This window comes from Actinomadura pelletieri DSM 43383, assembly GCF_003634705.1.
GTDB classification, from domain to species: Bacteria; Actinomycetota; Actinomycetes; order Streptosporangiales; family Streptosporangiaceae; genus Spirillospora; species Spirillospora pelletieri.
The window spans coordinates 426,423-444,930 of sequence record NZ_RBWU01000008.1; the positions used below are offsets into that span (position 1 = coordinate 426,423).

At 71.2% G+C, this 18,508-nt stretch carries 11 protein-coding genes; 6 read left to right on the top strand and 5 right to left on the bottom strand.

The features are described from left to right. Window positions 1–20 precede the first annotated feature (20 nt). A complete protein-coding gene (hutU, locus tag BZB76_RS32650; RefSeq protein ID WP_121438278.1) occupies window positions 21–1,754 on the top strand; it encodes a urocanate hydratase in 1,734 nt (577 codons plus the stop codon). Beyond that, on the top strand, window positions 1,736–2,908 hold the full coding sequence (locus BZB76_RS32655; protein ID WP_121438279.1) for a CaiB/BaiF CoA transferase family protein: 1,173 nt from the start codon (window positions 1,736–1,738) through the stop codon (window positions 2,906–2,908). Before hutU ends, BZB76_RS32655 begins: the two co-directional genes overlap by 19 nt. Here the strand turns inward: BZB76_RS32655 and BZB76_RS32660 are convergent. Continuing rightward, window positions 2,905–3,981, bottom strand: a complete 1,077-nt coding sequence (locus tag BZB76_RS32660; RefSeq protein ID WP_121438280.1) for an isoaspartyl peptidase/L-asparaginase family protein — start codon at window positions 3,979–3,981, stop codon at window positions 2,905–2,907. The two genes, BZB76_RS32655 and BZB76_RS32660, sit on opposite strands and share 4 nt — an antisense overlap. 117 nt (window positions 3,982–4,098) lie before the next feature. Here BZB76_RS32660 and BZB76_RS32665 point away from each other — a divergent pair, with 117 nt between their 5' ends. Further along, window positions 4,099–5,685, top strand: coding sequence for a hypothetical protein (locus tag BZB76_RS32665; RefSeq protein ID WP_121438281.1), 1,587 nt, complete (start codon window positions 4,099–4,101; stop codon window positions 5,683–5,685). On the opposite strand, the gene BZB76_RS32670 is transcribed toward BZB76_RS32665, so the two are convergent. Both BZB76_RS32670 and BZB76_RS36510 read right to left on the bottom strand, forming a co-directional pair. Then, complete coding sequence (locus BZB76_RS32670; RefSeq protein ID WP_121438282.1) at window positions 5,675–6,961, bottom strand: SDR family NAD(P)-dependent oxidoreductase; 1,287 nt, start codon at window positions 6,959–6,961, stop codon at window positions 5,675–5,677. The two genes, BZB76_RS32665 and BZB76_RS32670, sit on opposite strands and share 11 nt — an antisense overlap. Before the next feature lie 7 nt (window positions 6,962–6,968). Then, window positions 6,969–10,340, bottom strand: a complete 3,372-nt coding sequence (locus tag BZB76_RS36510) for a helix-turn-helix transcriptional regulator (RefSeq protein ID WP_337959802.1) — start codon at window positions 10,338–10,340, stop codon at window positions 6,969–6,971. A 66-nt stretch (window positions 10,341–10,406) separates the two neighbouring features. Here BZB76_RS36510 and BZB76_RS32680 point away from each other — a divergent pair, with 66 nt between their 5' ends. The 3 genes from BZB76_RS32680 (at window position 10,407) to BZB76_RS32690 (ending at window position 14,009) form a co-directional block, all read left to right on the top strand. After that, window positions 10,407–11,165 carry a hypothetical protein gene (locus tag BZB76_RS32680; protein WP_147449642.1) on the top strand — a complete coding sequence of 253 codons (759 nt, stop codon included), beginning with the start codon at window positions 10,407–10,409 and terminating at the stop codon, window positions 11,163–11,165. Window positions 11,166–11,337: 172 nt separating this feature from the next. Then, on the top strand, window positions 11,338–13,344 hold the full coding sequence (locus tag BZB76_RS32685; protein WP_420534841.1) for a sensor histidine kinase: 2,007 nt from the start codon (window positions 11,338–11,340) through the stop codon (window positions 13,342–13,344). Beyond that, complete coding sequence (locus BZB76_RS32690; protein ID WP_121438286.1) at window positions 13,341–14,009, top strand: response regulator; 669 nt, start codon at window positions 13,341–13,343, stop codon at window positions 14,007–14,009. Before BZB76_RS32685 ends, BZB76_RS32690 begins: the two co-directional genes overlap by 4 nt. Before the next feature lie 17 nt (window positions 14,010–14,026). On the opposite strand, the gene BZB76_RS32695 is transcribed toward BZB76_RS32690, so the two are convergent. Then, window positions 14,027–14,737, bottom strand: coding sequence for an AfsR/SARP family transcriptional regulator (locus tag BZB76_RS32695; protein WP_121438287.1), 711 nt, complete (start codon window positions 14,735–14,737; stop codon window positions 14,027–14,029). 98 nt (window positions 14,738–14,835) lie between these two features. After that, window positions 14,836–18,213, bottom strand: a complete 3,378-nt coding sequence (locus tag BZB76_RS32700) for an NACHT domain-containing protein (RefSeq protein ID WP_170180876.1) — start codon at window positions 18,211–18,213, stop codon at window positions 14,836–14,838. Window positions 18,214–18,508 lie beyond the last annotated feature (295 nt).

The window sequence follows — 18,508 nt, forward strand, 5'->3', positions numbered from 1 at the left end:
ACGTGATCGGAGGAGAGTCGATGGCGGGAACGGCAGGGGCACGGTCGCGAGAGGCACGGTCGCGAGGGGCGCGTGAGGTGAGGGCGCCGCACGGCACCGATCTGACATGTCGGGGTTGGGCGCAGGAGGCGGCGCTGCGGCTGCTGATGAACAACCTGGATCCCGATGTCGCCGAACGCCCGGACGACCTGGTCGTCTACGGCGGCAACGGCCGGGCGGCACGATCCTGGCGGGACTTCGACACGATCATCGCGACGCTGCGGCGGCTCGGCGACGACGAGACGATGCTGGTGCAGTCGGGCCGTCCGGTCGCGGTGTTCCGCACGCACGAGTGGGCGCCCCGGGTGCTCATCTCCAACGCGATGATCGTGCCGGAGTGGGCGACGCTGGACGAGTTCCGCCGCCTGGAGGACGCCGGGCTGACGATGTTCGGCCAGATGACCGCCGGTTCGTGGGCGTACATCGGGTCGCAGGGCATCCTGCAGAGCACCTTCGAGACGTTCGCGGCGGTCGCCGACCGGCGGTTCGGCGGAACCCTGGCCGGGACGCTGACCGTCACCGCCGGTCTCGGCGGGATGGGCGGGGCGCAACCCCTCGCGATCACCATGAACGGCGGGGTGGCCCTGTGCCTGGAGGTCGACCAGGCGAAGATCGACCGGCGGATGCGGCTCGGCTATCTCGACGTCCAGGCCGAGGACCTCGACCGCGCGCTCGCGCTGGTGCTCGCGGCCCGTACCGAGGGAAAGGCCCTGTCGGTCGGACTGCGCGGCAACGCGGCCGAGGTCCTGCCCGAGATCGTCGCCCGGGACGTGTCCGTCGACATCGCCACCGACCAGACCTCGGCGCACGATCCGCTGCTGTACGCGCTGCCCGGCATGCCGCAGGAGGACGCCGACGACCTGCGCGTCCACGACCCGAAGACCTATGTGCTGCGCGCCCGCGCGAGCATGGCCGACCACGTCAAGGCGCTGTGCGACCTGCTCGACCGTGGCGCCGAGGTGTTCGAGTACGGCAACGGGCTTCGCGTCGAGGCCGACCTCGGCGGCTTCAAACGGGCCCTGGACTACCCGGGTTTCATCGTGGCCTACATCCGTCCGCTGTTCTGTGAGGCGAAGGGGCACTGCCGCTGGATCGCGCTGTCCGGCGACCCGGCCGACATCGCGACGATCGACGCGGCGATGCTCGAGGAGTTCGCCGACAACCCGTCCGTCACCCGGTGGTTGAAGCTCGCCGCGCGGCATGTCCGCGTCCAGGGTCTGCCCGCGCGCACCTGCATGCTCGGCTACGGCGAGCGTGCCCGCGCTGGACGGCTCATCAACGACCTCGTCCGCGACGGGAAGGTGAGCGCGCCGGTCGCGCTCGGGCGCGAGCACCTCGATTCCGGCTCGGTCGCCTCCCCCTACCGGGAGACCGAGGCCATGATCGACGGCAGTGACGCCATCGCCGACTGGCCGGTGCTGAACGCGCTGCTCAACGCGTCCAGCGGCGCGACATGGGTGGGCGTGCAGCACGGCGGCGGCACCGGGATCGGCCGGTCCGTCCACACCGGGATGGTGGTGGTCGCCGACGGGACGCCGCTGGCCGAACTGCGCGTGGACCGGGTGATGACCAACGACCCCGGCAGCGGCGTGGTCCGCCACGCCGACGCCGGCTACCAGCGCGCCGTCGAGTTCGCCGCCGAGCAGGGCATCTGGATGCCGAGCCTGGACGGCCTCGGTAGAGAGGAGGGGACCGCATGGACGCCGCGCCCTTGAGTGACACCGCGCCCTTGAGCGACATCCGCGTGCTGGAGTTCGGCCACTACATCGCCGGGCCGTTCTGCAGCCAGATCCTCGCCGACCAGGGCGCCGACGTGATCAAGGTGGAGCCGCCCGAGGGCGACGCAAGCCGGAGCACCGTGCCCCTGTCGTACAACGACGTGTACTTCCACGCGCTGAACCGTAACAAGCGCAGCGTCATGCTCGACCTGAAGTCCGAGAGCGGGCAGGAGTCCCTGGTTCCGTTGCTGCGCACGGCCGATGTGCTGGTCACCAACTACGCGGTCGGCATCCCCGAGCGGCTCGGCTTCGGCTACGAGCAGGTCCGGGAGATCAATGCCGGGCTGGTGTACGTCCACGCCAGCGGTTTCGGCAACGACAGCCCGTACGCCAGGCGGCCCGCGTTCGACGGCATCATCCAGGCCATGTCGGGCCTGGTGCATCTGACCGGGGAACCGGACGGGATGCCGATGCAGGCGGGCCTGTTCGTGCCCGACCACGTCACCGGCCTCTACGCCGCGCTCGCCGTGATGTTCGGGCTCACCCGGCGGCAGTCCACCGGCGAAGGCTCGTTCACGGACCTGAGCATGCTCGACAGCATGATGTCGCTGCTCGGCCCGTGCCTGGCCGAGTCGCTCCAGCTCGGCGTCAGCCCCATGCGGGTCGGCAGCAAGGTCAGGCGCTCCTACGCCGGGACCTACACCGCCGCGGACGGCTACGTGTACCTCGCGCCGATGACCCTGCGGATGTGGACGGCCCTGGCCGGTGTGGTGGACGCGCCGCAACTGCTGCCCTACTTCACCGACGCCGACACCGACACCCGGCTTGAGCACCGCGACGAACTCGACCGCGTCATCGAGGCGTGGACCCGGGCGCATCCGGTGGCGGAGGTCGTCGCGCGGATGGGCGAGGTCGGGGTGCCGTCCAGCCCGATCTTCAGCGTGGACGCGCTGGCCGCCGACCCGCATGTCCGGCATCGCGGGATGGTCCGGTCGATCCCGATGGAGAGCGGGTCCGGCGAGGTGATCGTGCCGGGGTCGCCGCTGCCGGTGGTCGACTCGGCGTTCGCGTCGGGGCCGCCCTCGATCGGGGCGCACACCGAGGAGATCCTCGGCGTCGATCCGAGCGACCCCGTACGCCATCCGGCCTAGCCGGTGGGGGTCTCGTCGTCGTAGAGCCTTGTCGTGATCTCGCCGCCCCGTGTCACATAGCCGTTGATGATCCCCTTGGTGCTGTGCGGTGCGGCGAGCCGGCCCCGGGCGTCCAGCGCGATCGCTCCGCCGGTCGCGCCGAGCGCCGGGATCTTCTGGTTGACGACGGTCGCGGCGGCCTTGGTGACGGGCATACGCGCGTACTCCATGAGGGCGGAGACGTCGTAGGCGGCGACCCCGCGGATGAAGACCTCGCCGGTGCCGGTGCAGGAGATGGCGACGGTGCGGTTGTCGGCGTACGTGCCCGCGCCGATGACCGGGGAGTCGCCCACCCGGCCGACCTGCTTGTTGGTCAGACCGCCCGTCGACGTGGCCGCGGCCAGGTTGCGCGACCCGTCGACGGCGGTCGCGCCGACCGTCCCGCCGACCTCGGTTCGGCCGCCCGCGGTCGCGGCGCCGCGCCCGCCCTTGGCGGCCAGGAGTTGGTCCCAGCGGCGTTGCGTCCAGAAATGGTCCTGGGTGGTGTAGGGGACGCCATTGCGGAGCGCGAATTCGTCGGCGCCCTTTCCGGCCATGAATACGTGCGGCGACTTCTCCATTACCAGCCGGGCGAGGGAGATGGGGTTCTTGGTGTGGCGGACACCGGCCACGGCACCGGACCTGCGGTCCGCGCCGTTCATGATCGAGGCGTCGAGTTCGTGTTCGGCGTCGGTGTTGAACACCGCGCCCTTTCCGGCGTTGAAGTTCGGGTCGTCCTCCAGGACCTTCACCGCCTCCTCGACCGCGTCGAGGGCGGGCCGACCGTCCTTGATCAGGGTGTATCCGGCGCGCAGGGCCCTGGTGAGCCCGTCCCGGTAGGACTTCTCCTGCTCGGGCGTCAGGCTGCCGCGTGGCAGCGAGCCCGCGCCGCCGTGAACCGCGAGGACGACGCCGCGGACACCCGACTCCGGCCCGGGAGCGGACACGGGTGTGGGTGCGGTCGCGGCGCCGGCGGTCAGTTGGGAGCCGGAGAGCCCGACGACCAGCAGGGCGAGACCGGTGGAGAGCAGGAAGGAACGCTTGGGAGACGGCATGGAACCTCCTCGGTGATGACCTTGGTCGTCCCCCGACCCCTTTCTGCGACACCTGCAATTCCTGACAAAACGGACCATTTATCCCTATGTATGGCGGTTCCCCTACGATGATCGTTCATGGCCTCTCACCGGAAGTCCTGGAAGAGGACGCGCGCCCGCGACATCGTCCGCTGTACGGCCGGGCTCCTGCGGTTCGCGACGCCCCGGGAAATGGACGCTCTGCTCGACCACCTTTCGGACGACCGAGTCCAGCGCCTCGCGACCGGCCACGGAATGCCCAACCGGGTCGTCCTTGAGGCCCTGCTGAGGCGTGGGCGCGTCGCCGACCTTGACTTCCTCGTCCAGCAGGCCCTGCTCGTCGGAGATCCGCCGAGCCTGCTGGGGCGGCTGCTCGACCTGGACGATCCCCAGGTCAACGCGACCCTGCTCGGCGCCGACGGCGTGCTGACGCGGCTGCCGCGGAACCTGCGCCGCCAACTCGCCCACCAGACCTCGCGCCGCGACGGCGTCACGCCGGTGCGGCTGCCGGACGAGACGCTGGCGCCCCTGTACACCCGGCGCCAGAGCAGCCTCGATCACGTGATGCTGTACGCGGCCGACCCGGTTCTGGCGGGGGACGCGCTGCGGCGGCTCGGTGGCGGAGCCGACCCGCACGGCGCCGTCTGGGCCTGCCGGACCCTGCTCGACGCCCACCGGGTGCACGAGGTCGGGGAACTCGTCGAGCAGGGGCGGCTGCCCGCGTTCCGGTGGGGGCCGGACGGGTCGGAGCCGAGCGTCCTGGCGTACGCGCTGGCCGCGCTGAAGAGCGTGGACGGGGAGCGGCGACTGCGGGAACTGGCCGGGCGGGTGCGCCGCCCCGAGATGCTCCGGTCGATCGCCGAGATCGCCGACACCGACGCCTGCGAACCGTGGCGGGACGGGCGTTCGCTCGTCCGCACGGTGGTGAACCGCCGCCATCCGGGCATCCCGCGCGTCGACTGGGCCGCGGTCGGCGCGGACACGGGACCGATTTCCCACCGGGTCGCCCGGTTCATCCTGCGGCGTACCGACGCTCCGCCCGCCCTGGTGATGCGAACGGTGGTCGAGCATCCCGAACTGGCCGTTCTGATCGCCGATCCCGCGCCGGAGGTCCTCGCCGCGCTGTGCGGGTGGGACGCGCGGGTGGGCGCCGACGTGATTCTCAAGGTCGTCGGGAACGGCCTCGTCGCGGGGACGTTCGACGCCGAGTTCGTGGTCGGGACCGTCCCGAAGGAGGTCCTGCGGGTCGTCGCCGACGCGCTGTGGCTGCCCGGCCTGCGCGGCACCGCGCGGATCAGGATCCTGCTCGGGCTGGACGGCGACGTCCGGCTGACCCCGGCGTTCGTGGACGAGACCGGGCTCGGCCGCACCCGCCGCCTCCGCGAACCGGGCGTCCGGGCCCACTGGGACCCCGGGCTCGCCTACGGAAGGAAGGCCGGTGACCTGTTCCGCGAAGGGACGGTCGTCACGGCCGACGAGGTGCTCTGGGCGGCCGACCCCGACCCCGTTCTCGCGCCGACCGAGGGACTGCCCGACCCGCGCGTGCTGCGCCGCCTCGCCGAGCACGTCGACCGGCATCTCGGCGGCCGGCCCGAGGCCTGGCTCGCGGCGCTGACCCTGCTGGAGGAGGGTTACGTCGGCAGCTTCCCCGAGTTGCTCGTGACGGCGGGGGAGGTCACCAGCTGACGACCCGGTAGTCCTTCAGCAGGCAGCCGTGCGGAGGATTCCCGTCGCGTTCACCGCGCACGATCGGGTCGTAGACGCGGGCGGCCGCGTCGACGACGTCCAGCGGCGGACGGAACCCGGCTGCGGCGCGACGCTCACGGTCCGGCTCCGGCTGCTGGTCGGTGAACCAACCCGGATCGACGCTCGTCACGTACACACCGTTCTTGGCGAGTTCGGACGCCGTCGTCCTGGTCAGCATGTTCAGCGCAGCTTTCGCCATGTTGGTGTGCGGATGCTCCGCGCTCTTGTAGACGCGGTCGAACTGCCCCTCGACCGCCGACACGTTCACCACGTACCGGCGGGGATGCGGTGACGCTTCGAGCAGCGGGCGCAGGCGTCCCAGCAGCAGGAACGGCGCCGACACGTTGATGAGCTGCACTTCGATCAGCTCCACGGGATCGACCTCGTGCACCAGCCGCGTCCACGAGTTGACCGGGGACGGGTCGGGCAGCAGACCCGCGACGTCCACCGCACCCGACCCGGTCGCCACCGGCAGCGCGGGCGCGGGGAGCGCGGGCAGGTCCTCGCCCGCGAGCAGCGCCGCGTACGACTCGGGCGGGTGCCGCAGCGTCTGCGCCGCCAGGTTCACCAGGATGTCGAGCGGCTCCCCGGCCGCCACCAGGGCGTCGCACCAGCGGACGAGCGCGGGGACGTCCCGCAGGTCCATGCCGGTGACCGTGAGCCGGTCCCACCAGTCGTCCCGGTCGGCGACCTCGGAGAACCGGCGGAGCGCGTCGGCCGGGAACCTGGTGAGGGCGGTCACGGCCGCGCCGTCCCGCAGCAGCTTCAGCACCAGCTCGAACCCGGCCTTGACCCGTCCGCCCGTGACGATCGCCCGCCGTCCGGTCAGGTCGGCCCGTGCGTTCCGGCGCCGGTGATGTTCCTGCGCGCAGGGCGGGCAGAGCCGGTGGTAGAACCCGTCCGCCTCCCGGAAGCGCGCCCTGCAGGCATAGCAGGAGCGCAGCCCGTTGAGCGGCGTTCCCGGCGCGACGACCTCGTCCGGCACCTCGACGGGTACGCCCTCACGACGTTCCGGCGCGCCGGTCGCCGTCGCCGCCAGGATCTCCGCGTCGGCGATCGCCCGCCGCCGCCGTGCCGCCGCCCGCTCCCGTTCCCGCGTCCGGCGGGCGAACGCGCCCACGGCCGCCCGCACCCGCTCCAGATCGGGGTCGCCGTCCGGCGCGTCGGCCAGTTCGGCGAGAACGCGCAGACATGTCCGCACATCGTCGTCCCGCATGGCGCCATTAAACCGAGTTCTCGGCGCGGTGGACGGCGGCGGCGACACCCGCGCGGGACGTGACACCGAGTTTGGCGAAGACCTGGCAGAGGTGGCTTTCCACCGCCCGGACGCTGATGATGAGCGACTCGGCGATCTGCGAGCTCGTCCGTCCTTTCGCGACGAGGTTCGCCACCTCCAGTTCGCGCCGCGACAGCCCGTACGGGGTGGCGGACGGGCCGGGAGACGCGGGAACGCCGAGACGGCGCAGTTCCCGGACGGCCCGCCGGGAGAGGAGATGGGCGCCGCACTCGCCGAACGTCTCCACGGCCGCCTCCAGCGACTCCCGCGCGGGCTCACGGTCCCCGGCCCGCGCGGCGGCGACCCCGGCGGTGAGCAGCGCCTGACCGGTGTCGAGCCGCAGCTCCGCCGCCGCCAACGCCTCGGCCGCCTCCCGCGCCTTCGCCGCCGCCGCGCCCGGGTCGGTGTGCCCCAGCGCGTACGCCCGCGCCAGAGCGGAGAGGCCGACCGTGCCGGGCAGGCGGGGGTGGGCGCAGGCGGCGGCCCGGTCCGCCCACCGCGCCGCCTCCTCCGGACGACCGTTCGCGGCGTCCAGGGCGGCGAGCGGCACGGCGGAGCGCAGGATCGTGTCCGGGTCGAGGACGACGGGCCCCGGGGAACGGCACACGGCGGCGAGCAGTTCGCGTCCCTCGTCCGGCCGGTCGGCATGGACCAGCGCCAGTCCGTAGGCGTACTGGGCCTGCCTGCCCCACCACTCACGGATCTCGCCCGACGTCTGGACCGCCGCCCTGCCGCCGGCGAGGGCGGCCGTGACATCACCGCTCCACAGGTCGACGAGGCACTGTTCGGTGTAGACGAAGACCCGTTGCTGGGGGGAGGCGAGCAGCCGGGCGGACTCGGCGGCGGCCGCCACGGTTCGCGCCGCGTCGACGAGCCGGCCGAGCCTCAGGTAGGACCGTGCCTTGCCGGCGAGGGCGACGGGGATGACGTACTGCCGCCCGGTGGCCTGGGCCACGTCCATCAGCCGGTCGAAATGCCGCACCGCGCCGGCGTGCAGGCCCATCAGGCATTCGGTCCAACCGAGCCAGGTGAGGGCGTCCAGGCAGTCGACGATGTCGTCGTCCGGGGCGGCGGCGAGGATCTCGTCCGCGGCCCGGACGCCGGCGAGGGCCTCGTCGACGGCGCCCCGCACGTAGTCGGCCATGGACCGGAGCGCGTGCAACGACAGGCCCAGGCTCGGGTGCCAGCCGTTCTCGGGTTCGGGGACCAGGGCCAGCTCGTCCAGGGCCGCCCGGCGGTCCAGCTTCAGGAACATGTCGCTGATCAGCCGCACCCGCAGCCGGGTCGCCGCCTCGGACCGCTGGTCGGGAATGGCCGCCAGCTCGTTCAGCAGGAGGGCATGGCTCTGGTCGAACCTGCCCAGCAGCCGCTGGGTGATGGCGGAGAGCCGGACGGCGACGGAACGGCGGGCGTGGTCGCCGGCCGGTAACAGGCGGAGGACCTCGGTGGCGGTCTCCCTGCCCTCCTCCAGACGGCCGCTGACACACTGGAGCTCGGCGAGTTCGATCATCAGCGTCAACCGCTCCGGCGCCTCGTGCGGCATGAGACGCAGCGCGGACGCGAACCACACGGCCGCGGTGTGCGGGGCCTGCAGGGACACGGATCGGGCGGCGGTGATGAGGGTCTCGACGGCGGCGCGGTCGCCGTGGGACGCCGAACGCTCCACATGATGGGCGAGCTGGGCGGCGGGGACGCCGAGACCGGCGAGATGGGCGGCGACACGGGCATGCGCGGCCGGTCGCCGGGCCGGCGGGGTGGAGTCGTAGATGACGTGGCGGATCAGCGGATGCCGGAACCGGAACCGGACGCCCCCGGCCGCCGGGCGGACGACGTCGCGGGCGGCGAGCCGGTCGAGCGCGGTGAGCGTGTCGGGCACGGTGGTCCCGGCCGCGGCGGCGACGAGGGCCGGGTCGAACTCGTCGGCGGCGATCGCGGCCGCCTGCGCGACCAGCGTCAACGATTCCGACAGCCCGTTCAGCTCCGCCCGGATCGTGGTCTTGACGTCGTGGGGCGGCGCGTCATGGTCGCCCGTCGACGCCATCCGGGCCAGCGCGTCGAGATAGAACGGGTTGCCGCCGCTGGCCTCGTACAGGGCCTCCCGCCGCGCGCGGGAGACGTCCGGGCCCAGGAACTCGGCCGCCTCGTCGAGGGTGAGCGGCGCGACGGTGAGGCTCGGCCCGTGCTCGGCCGCGGTGCGGAGCAGGGCCGTCAGGGCGGGCCCGACCTGTGCCGGACGGCAGGACACGGCGATGAGCACCCCCGCGCGCGGCGGGTGCCGGACGAGATGGTTCACCAGCTCCACGGACGAGTCGTCGGCCCAGTGCAGGTCGTCGAGGACGAGGACGAGGCCGTTCGGGACGGCCAGCCGCTCGATGAGATCGCGGACGGCGCCGTAGAGCCGGTAGCGCACCAGCCCGGCCGGTCTGTCGTGCCCCGCGTCCCGGTCGTCGTGATCGCCGGTGTGGGAGGCCGACAACGCCGGGAAGACCATCGCCAACTGCCGGAGGGCGGTGGGACCCAGATCCGGGACCAGCCCCGGAAGGCCCTCTGCCACGGCGTCGTCCAGCGCGTCGACGAACGCCCCGAACGGCAGCTCCTGCTCGAACTCGGAGGCGCTCCCGGAGAACACCGGCAGCCCGCGGTCGTGGGCCGAAGCGGCGAGTTCCCCCAGCAACCTCGTTTTGCCCGCCCCCGGTTCTCCGACCAGGCTCAGAAAATGGAACGCGCCATTCGCGGAGTCGTCCAGTACTTTGCCCATGGTGCGGAGGGCATGCCCGCATCCCACCAGGGGACGTCGTGGATACGCCGTTTCCCGACCCGAATCACCCATGCTTGCGCCCCGCTTCCTGAGAGGTCGGCTCACCTTGGTCCGATAACGCGCGGGGTCGTGCGCCGCCCATATTACGCCGCCCCCTTCTCGTGTCGAACATGTTTTCGACGATGCCTTGTGCGCTGCCACGCGACGGGCATGAGACGTCGCGACGACCGCACAAGGGGCGCCCCATCGGCGCGTCTCCACCCTGGGGTGGACTCGCCCGCCGACCTGGGATCGACCCGCCTTCCGTTCCGCCGGAGGAAGTCGGGGCCACCGATGAATGGTGCACTTGACCACGGCGAACGAACAACCGAGTGACCGGGCTCGTACGGAGAGAAGGCGACCTTGATTGTCGTTGACGGTTTGACAAGAAGTTTCATAAGACGGCGGTGGACCGGCTTTCCTCGGGGCCACCGCCGAGCGCGTCGGTGAGATCGCCGCCGGGTGCGGTGAGGTGCTGCGAGAACTGCGCACCGACCACGGATCACTGGACGAGGCGTTCATGCGGACGACCCATGACGCCGTGGAGTACCGGGCGGCGGACGCCGTCCCGGCGGGCGTGGAGGAACGATGAGCGGAGCGCGAGGCACGGCGTTGAGGGGCGCGATCGCCGCGGAACGGATCCGCCTGGTGGCCGGCAGGTCGACCTGGTGGTGTCTCGCCATGTCCGGGGCGTTCGCCCTCGGGGTGGCGGCGCTGGCGGTCCGGTTCCCGGCCGAGGAGGGGGAGGCCACGACCGTCGTCGACGTCGTCTCAGGGGTGACGTTCGGTCAGCTGGTCCTGCTGGTGCTGGGAGTGCTGTCGATGACGTCCGAGCACGGATTCGGCACCGTCCGGCCGGCCTTCCAGGCGATTCCGAGCCGCTGGCAGGTGGTCGCCGCCAAGGCCGCGGTTCTGGGTGTCGCGGGCGGGGTGGTCGGGTCCGTGTTCGGGTTCGCCGCCTACGGGCTGGCCGTGGCGCTGGCGCCGTCCGGGCTCGATCTGAGCCTGGACGCCGCCGCGGAGTGGCGGCAGGTGGCGGCCGTCGGTCTGGTCTACGCGATCACGGCGGTGATCGGCGTCGCCGTCGGCGCGGTCGTCCGCAGCGGCGCGGTCGCCGTCGGCGGGGCGCTGATCTGGGTGTTGCTGGGAGAGAGCGTGGTCGGCTTGATCCCCCGGGTCGGGGATTCCGTGGGGCCATGGATGCCGTTCAACGTGTTGCTGACCCTCATCGACGCCGCGGGCATCGACACGCCGATGGGCGTCGTCGGCGGTGCGGTGTACTGCGTCGCCGTCGCGGCCGTGCTCCTGACCCTCGCCATGACCCTCGTGCGCCGCAGGGCACTGTGACCGCGGCCGATGAGCAAAGGCGTCTCGCCCGCCTTGCGGTGACCCACTGGGAGTGACGCGTCTTCGGCCGATATGACATCGGCCGCCCGGCCGGTGGAACGGCGAAAAGCGCGGTGGGAGTGCGAGTCCCTGGCTTTGACAGCACCGAGTTGATCAGGAATAGAGTCACAAAGTGCCCTCGTTCGGCGAGTTGACACGACGTCGCCCCCGTGTAAAAGACGTCGTGCTTCCCCTGCTCCTACTGGCGGCCCAACTCGTCACGGGTCCGAGCCTGGCGGCGATGCTCGAGGAGCCCCTCAGCGCGCGGGAACGGACGCTCGGGCTGGTCGCCGGTGCGGTCGTGGCGGCGGCGCTGTGCCTGCGCAGGGAGCGCCCGGCGACGGTTCTGGCCGTCGCGGTGGTGATCGGCGCGGCAGCCGAAATGTCGTTGTCCTCGTTCTCGGCCGCCCCCGTGCTGATTGTGGCCGATCTGGTGGCGCTGTACTCGTTGGCCGTGCACCGGTCGGCCAGGACCGCCGTCACCGGCGGCTCGTTCGCCGTCGCCGCCGGATGCTTCACCACCGCACTGACGGGCCCGCCGCCAGAGGAGGTGGTGTCCACCATCGTGCTGTTCACGGCCTGCTACGTGGTCGTCATCGCCTTCGGCCAGTTGCGCCGCCAGCGGGTCGAGGTGCGGCGCGCGCTCGCGGCGCGGCTGGACGAGGCCGAGCGGGAACGGGTGCTGCTGGCCGCCGCCGAGCGGGAACGGCTGGCCCGCGATCTGCACGATGTCGCCGGGCACCATCTCAGCGCCGTCACCGTGCATTCGACCGCGGCCCTGAGCCTGGCGGACCGGCGACCCGAGATGGTCAGGGAGGCTCTGGCGGTCGCCGTCGGGGCGGGCCGGGAGGTTCTGTCGGCGCTGAACCGGATGGTCGGCGTCGTGGGCAGGCCCTCCGAGGAGCCCCCGGACGCGGATCTCCCCGAGCTCCTCTCCTCGCTGTGCGCGGGACTGGCACGCCTCGGCATCCCCGTGTCGGTGACCGTGTCCGGCGGCGCGCGTCCGCTGCCCGCCGAGACGGTCGCCGCCGCTTACGGCGTCGTCCAGGAGTCCCTGACGAACGCGATGCGGCACGCGAGGGGAGCGCCCATCGGCGTCCGGGTCGAGTACGGCGCCGGCACCCTCGACGTGCGCGTGCGCAACGACAAGGGCGCGGCCTGGAACGACGGCGCGGAGTTGAGCGGTGGACGCGGCGTCGAGGGCATGCGGAACCGGGTGGCGGACGTCGGCGGCACGCTGGACGCCGGGCCGGTCGAGGACGGCTGGTCGGTCCATGCCGCCTTCCCGGCGCCGACCCGGCGCCGTCGTGAGTTCGGCTGGTCCGAGTTGCTCGACGTCATGGCGTTCGGCCTGTGCGTCGGGCTGCCGCTGATCGCGATCATTCCGCCCGACCAGGCCTTGAGCGTCACCCCGCTCAGTCTGGTCGCCCTGTTCGGGCTGCTGTCGGCGCACGCGGGCATGCTGTGGTGGCGGCGGAAGGCGCCGGAGGCGACCCTCGCGGGGGTGGTCGTTGTCGACGTCCTCTGGTGCGGGCTGACCCTGGCCGGTGTGATCGACCGGAACTGGCTGGTGGCGCTCGGGCTGGCATGGACGACCGAGATGATCGCGGTGTACTCGCTGACCGTCTACGGACCGTCCGCCGGCATGGGGTTCCTCGGAGCGACCGCGGTCGGGACGGCCGGTGGCCTGATCGCGGTGGCGGCCCTCGGCACCGATCCAACGGAACAACCGTTCACCCGCGTGGACGTCGTCGCCGGTGTCATGTTCTTCGGCATCCCCGCCACGCTCGCGATGCTGCCGCTGTGGGCCTGGGGCGCGGCCGTCCGGGCGAGGCGGCGCCGGGGCCGCGAATGGGAGCGGTCGATGGTGGAGGCCGTGGCCGAGCGCACCGACCACATCGTGCGGGCCGAGCGGTACCAGGTCGCGGTCGGGTTGCGGGACGCGGTCCTCGACCATACGGTCCGGCTGACGCGCATCGGCGAGTCGGCTCTGCGGGACGGTTCCGCGCACGACCGACGGGACGCCCTCACCGTGGTGGTCGCCGAGGCGCGGGCCGCCCTGTCCGGGATGCGGGACCTGTTGGAAACGATGGAGGAGCCCATGAACGAGACGGCGGACGCGACCGGGGCCCGGACATGACGATCCGCGTACTCGTGGCGGACGACCAGGCCGTGGTCCGGGTGGGATTCGCCGCGATCATCGATGAGGAGCCCGATCTGACGGTCGTCGGACAGGCGGGCGACGGGGCCGAGGTCCTCCGGACGGTCGCCGACCTCCGTCCCGACGTCGTGCTCATGGACATCCGGATGCCCGGCATGGACGGCCTGGAGGCGACCCGCGAACTCGCCTCCGTGGCGCCCGACACCCGGGTGCTGGTGCTCACGACGTTCCGGCGCGACGAGTACGTGTTCGGGGCCCTGCGCGCCGGAGCGTCCGGCTTCCTCCTCAAGGACTGCGAACCGCGGGAACTGCTGGACGCCATCCGTGTCGTGGCCGGTGGGGAGGGGATGCTCGCCCCGACGGTGACCCGCCAGTTGATCGACGCGTTCGTCACGGGCTCGGTCGGCGCGCGACCCCGTCCGGACGAACGCCTCGGGCTGCTCACCGACCGCGAGGTCGTCGTTCTGCGGCACGTCGCCAGGGGTCTCAACAACACCGAGATCGCCGCCGCGCTCGACATCGGCACCGCGACGGTGAAGACCCATGTCAACGCCATCTTCGGCAAGCTCGGCTTTCGTGACCGCGTCCAGGCCACGATCTTCGCCTACGACATGGGCCTCACCAGCCCGCGCGGCGGCGGCTGAGCACCCGGAGGGCCGGATCAGCGCAGCCCGGCGACGAGCTCGCGCAGCGCCGGGCTCGGCTCCACGCCCAGTTCACGGCGCACCGTGGCGTCGTAGTCGAGATAGGTGCGGTAGGCGGTCACCGTGTCGCCGCGCCGCAGATGCGCCTGAACGAGGGCGCGCGGCGGGCCCTCGGCCAACTCGTCCACCTGGGCTCCGAGGGTGGCCAGCAGGATGGCGTTCTCGGTGTCGCCGCTCTCCAGGGCCGCCGTGGCCAGCCTTTCGAGGGCGAGCAGGCGGAGCCGGTCCCAGCGACCTTGCTCGTTCAGGATCTCCTCGTCATGACCGTCGCGGAGCAACTCGGTGCTCAGCATCCGCACGATCAACGGGTCGATGTCGTGCAGGTCGCCCGGGTCGGTGTGGAGGATGTGCTGGGCCAGGCTCCTGGCCGCGTGGTAGTCGACGGTCACGTCCTCGGCCAGACGGAGCGAGTCCGCGCCGATGACGAGCAGGGAACGGGTTTCCGGCCGCATCCGCCAGAGCAGTTGGCGCAGGCGCTTGGCGGAGCTCACCGCGTCCAGGTCGGGCCAGAGCCGCGCCGCCATGACGTGCCGCGAGAGGCCGCCGTCCTCCAGGGCGAGATGGACGATCAGCCTGCCGACGGACTCTTCGGGGCCGACGTCCCGGTCCGCCAACCGGCAGACGAAATACGGAAGTAACTGGATCGTGTCCTCGTCGGATTCGTGCATAAGCAGCCTTCCTGCGTCGAAGCCGGTCGCTCTCCATGCAACCCCACGATGAAATAGGTTGCATACGACAGTTCCTCGTGACGCTTAACGCGGGTCTGTCAGTTCCGCACCAGGACGAGCGTCGCATGTGAGGGTTCGCGGTCCGTGCCCGGAGTCAACGTGATGAGCGTGCGCAGGGCGCTGTGCAGCAGCGGGGCCAGTTCCTGATGGGTGGTGGCCGCCGCCAAGGTCGCGGTGACCGCCAACACCATGTCGCTCTGCCGGACCGGACCGCTCCCGTCCCACAACGGTGCCGCATACGCCAACGCGGTCGAGATCAGCCTTTCTGCGGCGCTACTCGCACCGAGCTCCCTCGTCAAATCCCGGGCGCGCTCCAGCGCCATGACCGGGTCATCGGCAGGAGGTTCGGCGGCGGACATGCCCAGTTCCGATCTTAGATACTGAGCGAAGCGGTCCGTGTCAGGAGGGAGGGATGATCCCGGGGGGTCCCACTGCAGGGAGAGTGTGCGCACCAACTGGCCACATGCCGCTCCAAGGTCCAGGACCGCACTCATCCCCCGAGAGCACACGCCGCTGGCGGCCAGGGCGCGGGCATACGCCAGATCGCTGGCGAAGTCGAGCCCGTGGATCAGAGCGTCAATGCCGACCGCGAAGACGTTGGAGGCGCCGGTCCCGGCATCGACATCCGCAAGCAGCCGGGCGTAGCTCTGCGCTTGGGCCACCGCCGCGTCGCGGTATCGGGGGTGTTCGAGAAGGCGGTCGAGTTCGTCGGGACCGAGGTCGGTGTCGCGGGAGGATTCGGTGGAGCCGAGCCCGTGGCGCAGATCGACGCTGAGAAGGCGCAGGAAGATATTGTAAAAGGCGTCCAGGTGGTAAGGATCGCGTCCCGTTCGACCGTTTCCGGGGTCGTTGGCGTACGCCTGGGCGAGAGCCCCGATATCGGCGTGGAGGGAATCGACGTCCTCGACCCGCTCGGCGAGGTTGAGGACGGCGACGACGGCCAGATCGAAGGCGGAGGGAAAGGACGCGTTGTTGTCGACCGTGTCCAGCCTGGACGCGTTGCGGAAGACATAGGAGAGAACGTCGTCCTCCGAGCGTGGACGATCGAAAGCGTTATCGAGGTCGGTGACCAGTTTCCGGACGAAGCCCTCGTCGTACCGATCCGCGTTGTACAGGCGGGAGCGGGGGGCGTGTTCGAGGGAGGCGACGGTCATGGCGCGGTGATGAGCCACACCGCAGGCGATCTCGAATGCCAGGTCGATGATGTGCAGCAGTTGGTGGAGCGGGTTGCTGAGATCGCGAGAACTCGCATAGGCGAGCAGATGCGTGAAGGGAACCTGTGTGCGTGCGTAGACGACTCGGCGGACGAGCCGTGTGTGTTCGACGATCAGGGCCGGATACGCGTCGAGCTGGCGCTGGGTCGGCGAGTGAGGATGTTGGACGGCCGCGCCGAGGACCAGGCGGGCCTGGGCATGTACGTTGCCCCAGTCCTCGCCCGCGGCGTACAAGATCGTCGTGTCGGCCGGTGCCAGGCCGTTGTCGAGGGCCAGCCGGGCCTCGTCCAAGGTGGGCAGCCGGTAGCTCCTGCCATCGCTGAACAGGCTGTTGAGCCAACCGACGAAGCCCTTGATCTCCCGAGTCCCCGGGAGGCCGCTCCCCTCGGCGTGCTGCGTGTAGCGGTTCCAGAGGTCGCTCGGGATGGCGGGGTCGGCGCAGATGCGCGTGCCGTTGTCGTCGAGGGCGCGGGTGTCGTGGAGGGCGCGTGCCGCGGCGACGCCGTCCAGTAGGCGGATCTCCTCGGGGTCGCTCGGGTCGGTGTTGAGCAGCCGGTCGAGGTCGGCGCGGAGCGTGGGGTCGAGTTCGCGAGCCTCGTACGCGCAGGAGAAGGCGAGGTTGAGCGCGGTGACGGTACGGGTGGCCAGGCACGCCTCGACGATCGGGCCGGCGTCCGCGCGGGCCGCCCACAGCAGCGTCACCTCCCGCCACCAGACGTCATCGACGTTGTCGATCAGAACCTGGCGCCTTGTGGAGTGATTCGGGACCAGGGCTGCCGCCAGATACTCCTGCAAGGTGAGGTGAGCGAACCCGTACCGTCCGTGCTGATGCTCCAAGAGCAGGCCGCTGCGTCGGACGTGGCTGAGGAACGCCTGGGGTGCGAGGTCGGGCGCGGTGCGTCGCAGGATCGTCCGGATCGCGCGCTCGGCATCCGCGACGGGGATGTCACGTAAGTGGTGGCGCATCATGTACCACGCCAGTTCCTGGACTATGCGTTCCTTCCGTTCACCGCTCAGCCCCTCCAACTCGGTGTCGGGGAGTCCCTTGGCCTCCTGGCGGCGGTGGAGAAGGACCTGGCAGACCTCCTCGTACAGGGCGGCCCTGCTGCGTGGCAGGCTGCCCGCCCGGTACCGGTGCACGTTGGCGATCATGGTGAGCAGCATCGGGTTCGCGGCCAGGTCGTACAGGGCGGAACGGCCGCTGATCCGCTGGAACAGGTCGTCGGCGTCGCGGGCCGCGATCCGGTCGATCTGCTGCGGGTCGCCCTCCCGGGAACGGTGCTCAATGGCGCGGTACCAGGTGTGCAGGAACGCGCGGATCTGCCCGCTGGTGAACCGTTGCACGTGTAAGACGTCCGCCCGGGACAGCCGATTGCCCTCGTAGCCCAGCGGCCGGGACGTGACGACGAAGGCGTTTCCCGGGTAGCGGCTGATCTGGTCCTCGACCCAGCGCACCACCCGCCTGCGGGCGCCGGCGTCGGCGACCTCGTCCAGGCCGTCCAGAAGCACCACGCACCGGCCCCGCGCGAGCCTGCGTTCCAGCCACTCGGCCGCAACCGCGCCGTCGAGCCAAGGTGCGGCCGCCCCGATCCGCGCGAGGTTGTCCGGCTGCTCGCCCTGGATCGCCTCGGCGTGGTCGCGCAGGTACAGCAGCACCGGAAGCAGCCCTCGACGCCACCACCCTTGCTCGGCCAGTTCCAATGCGGTGTAGCGCGCCAGGGTGGTCTTACCGGATCCGGCGGCGCCCAGGACTGCGAGGACGCGGCCCGGTTCGAGGAAGGACGCCAGTGGGGCCCGCCGACCGGCCGCACCGGGAGGAGTGGGGCCGATGCCCGTGTCGGTCACCGTGTCGGTCACCGGCTTGGGCTGGAGCATCACGTCGACGTAGACCTGCCGGGTGCGCAGGACGAACTCCGCCTGGGTGATGAGCCCGACGGTCTCCATCTGGTCCACCGACGAACGCATTCGCCGGCGGTACGCGCGTCGTGCCCACCTGGCATGTCTCACCGTCTCCGGAGGCGGTGTCGTGGGCGGCTCGGGAGGAGGCGGTGTCGTCTGCGGCATCTGCATCAGCAGGCCGAGGACGGTGAACGTCAGCGCCAGGTAGCCCCAGCTCCAACTCGGCTTTCCGTTGTTGAGGACTTGGTTGACGGCGACCCCCGCCGCCACCGTCAGCGACGCGCCGACCAGCACATGGCCCACGGACCTCAGGCTTGGCACAGCGGCCGCCCCCACTCCCATGTAGACAAGGTGTGCAATCCCACTAAAGCGAGATGCGGTACGTCCTGGGGGTACCGTCGCCAATCTGATACCTGTGATGAAACAGGTCAGACACGACCTTGCCCCAGTCTGGGCGCTCGACGGCTTATGATCGGGTAAGGGCCGTACGGTAGTGCGGCTTGGCTAGAATCTGCCCATCAGGCGAGGCTTCCGCCAATTTGTGAGCATGAGATTCGTGTTCCGTTCCCCGCTGGGAAGCCGCTCCATCGCGATGCCC

Coding starts and splice junctions, on each gene's coding strand:
- hutU (WP_121438278.1), top strand. CDS start 21: ATGGCGGGAACGGCAGGGGCACGGTCGCGAGAGGCACGGTCGCGAGGG.
- BZB76_RS32655 (WP_121438279.1), top strand. CDS start 1,736: ATGGACGCCGCGCCCTTGAGTGACACCGCGCCCTTGAGCGACATCCGC.
- BZB76_RS32660 (WP_121438280.1), bottom strand. CDS start 3,981: ATGCCGTCTCCCAAGCGTTCCTTCCTGCTCTCCACCGGTCTCGCCCTG.
- BZB76_RS32665 (WP_121438281.1), top strand. CDS start 4,099: ATGGCCTCTCACCGGAAGTCCTGGAAGAGGACGCGCGCCCGCGACATC.
- BZB76_RS32670 (WP_121438282.1), bottom strand. CDS start 6,961: ATGCGGGACGACGATGTGCGGACATGTCTGCGCGTTCTCGCCGAACTG.
- BZB76_RS36510 (WP_337959802.1), bottom strand. CDS start 10,340: ATGAACGCCTCGTCCAGTGATCCGTGGTCGGTGCGCAGTTCTCGCAGC.
- BZB76_RS32680 (WP_147449642.1), top strand. CDS start 10,407: ATGAGCGGAGCGCGAGGCACGGCGTTGAGGGGCGCGATCGCCGCGGAA.
- BZB76_RS32690 (WP_121438286.1), top strand. CDS start 13,341: ATGACGATCCGCGTACTCGTGGCGGACGACCAGGCCGTGGTCCGGGTG.
- BZB76_RS32695 (WP_121438287.1), bottom strand. CDS start 14,737: ATGCACGAATCCGACGAGGACACGATCCAGTTACTTCCGTATTTCGTC.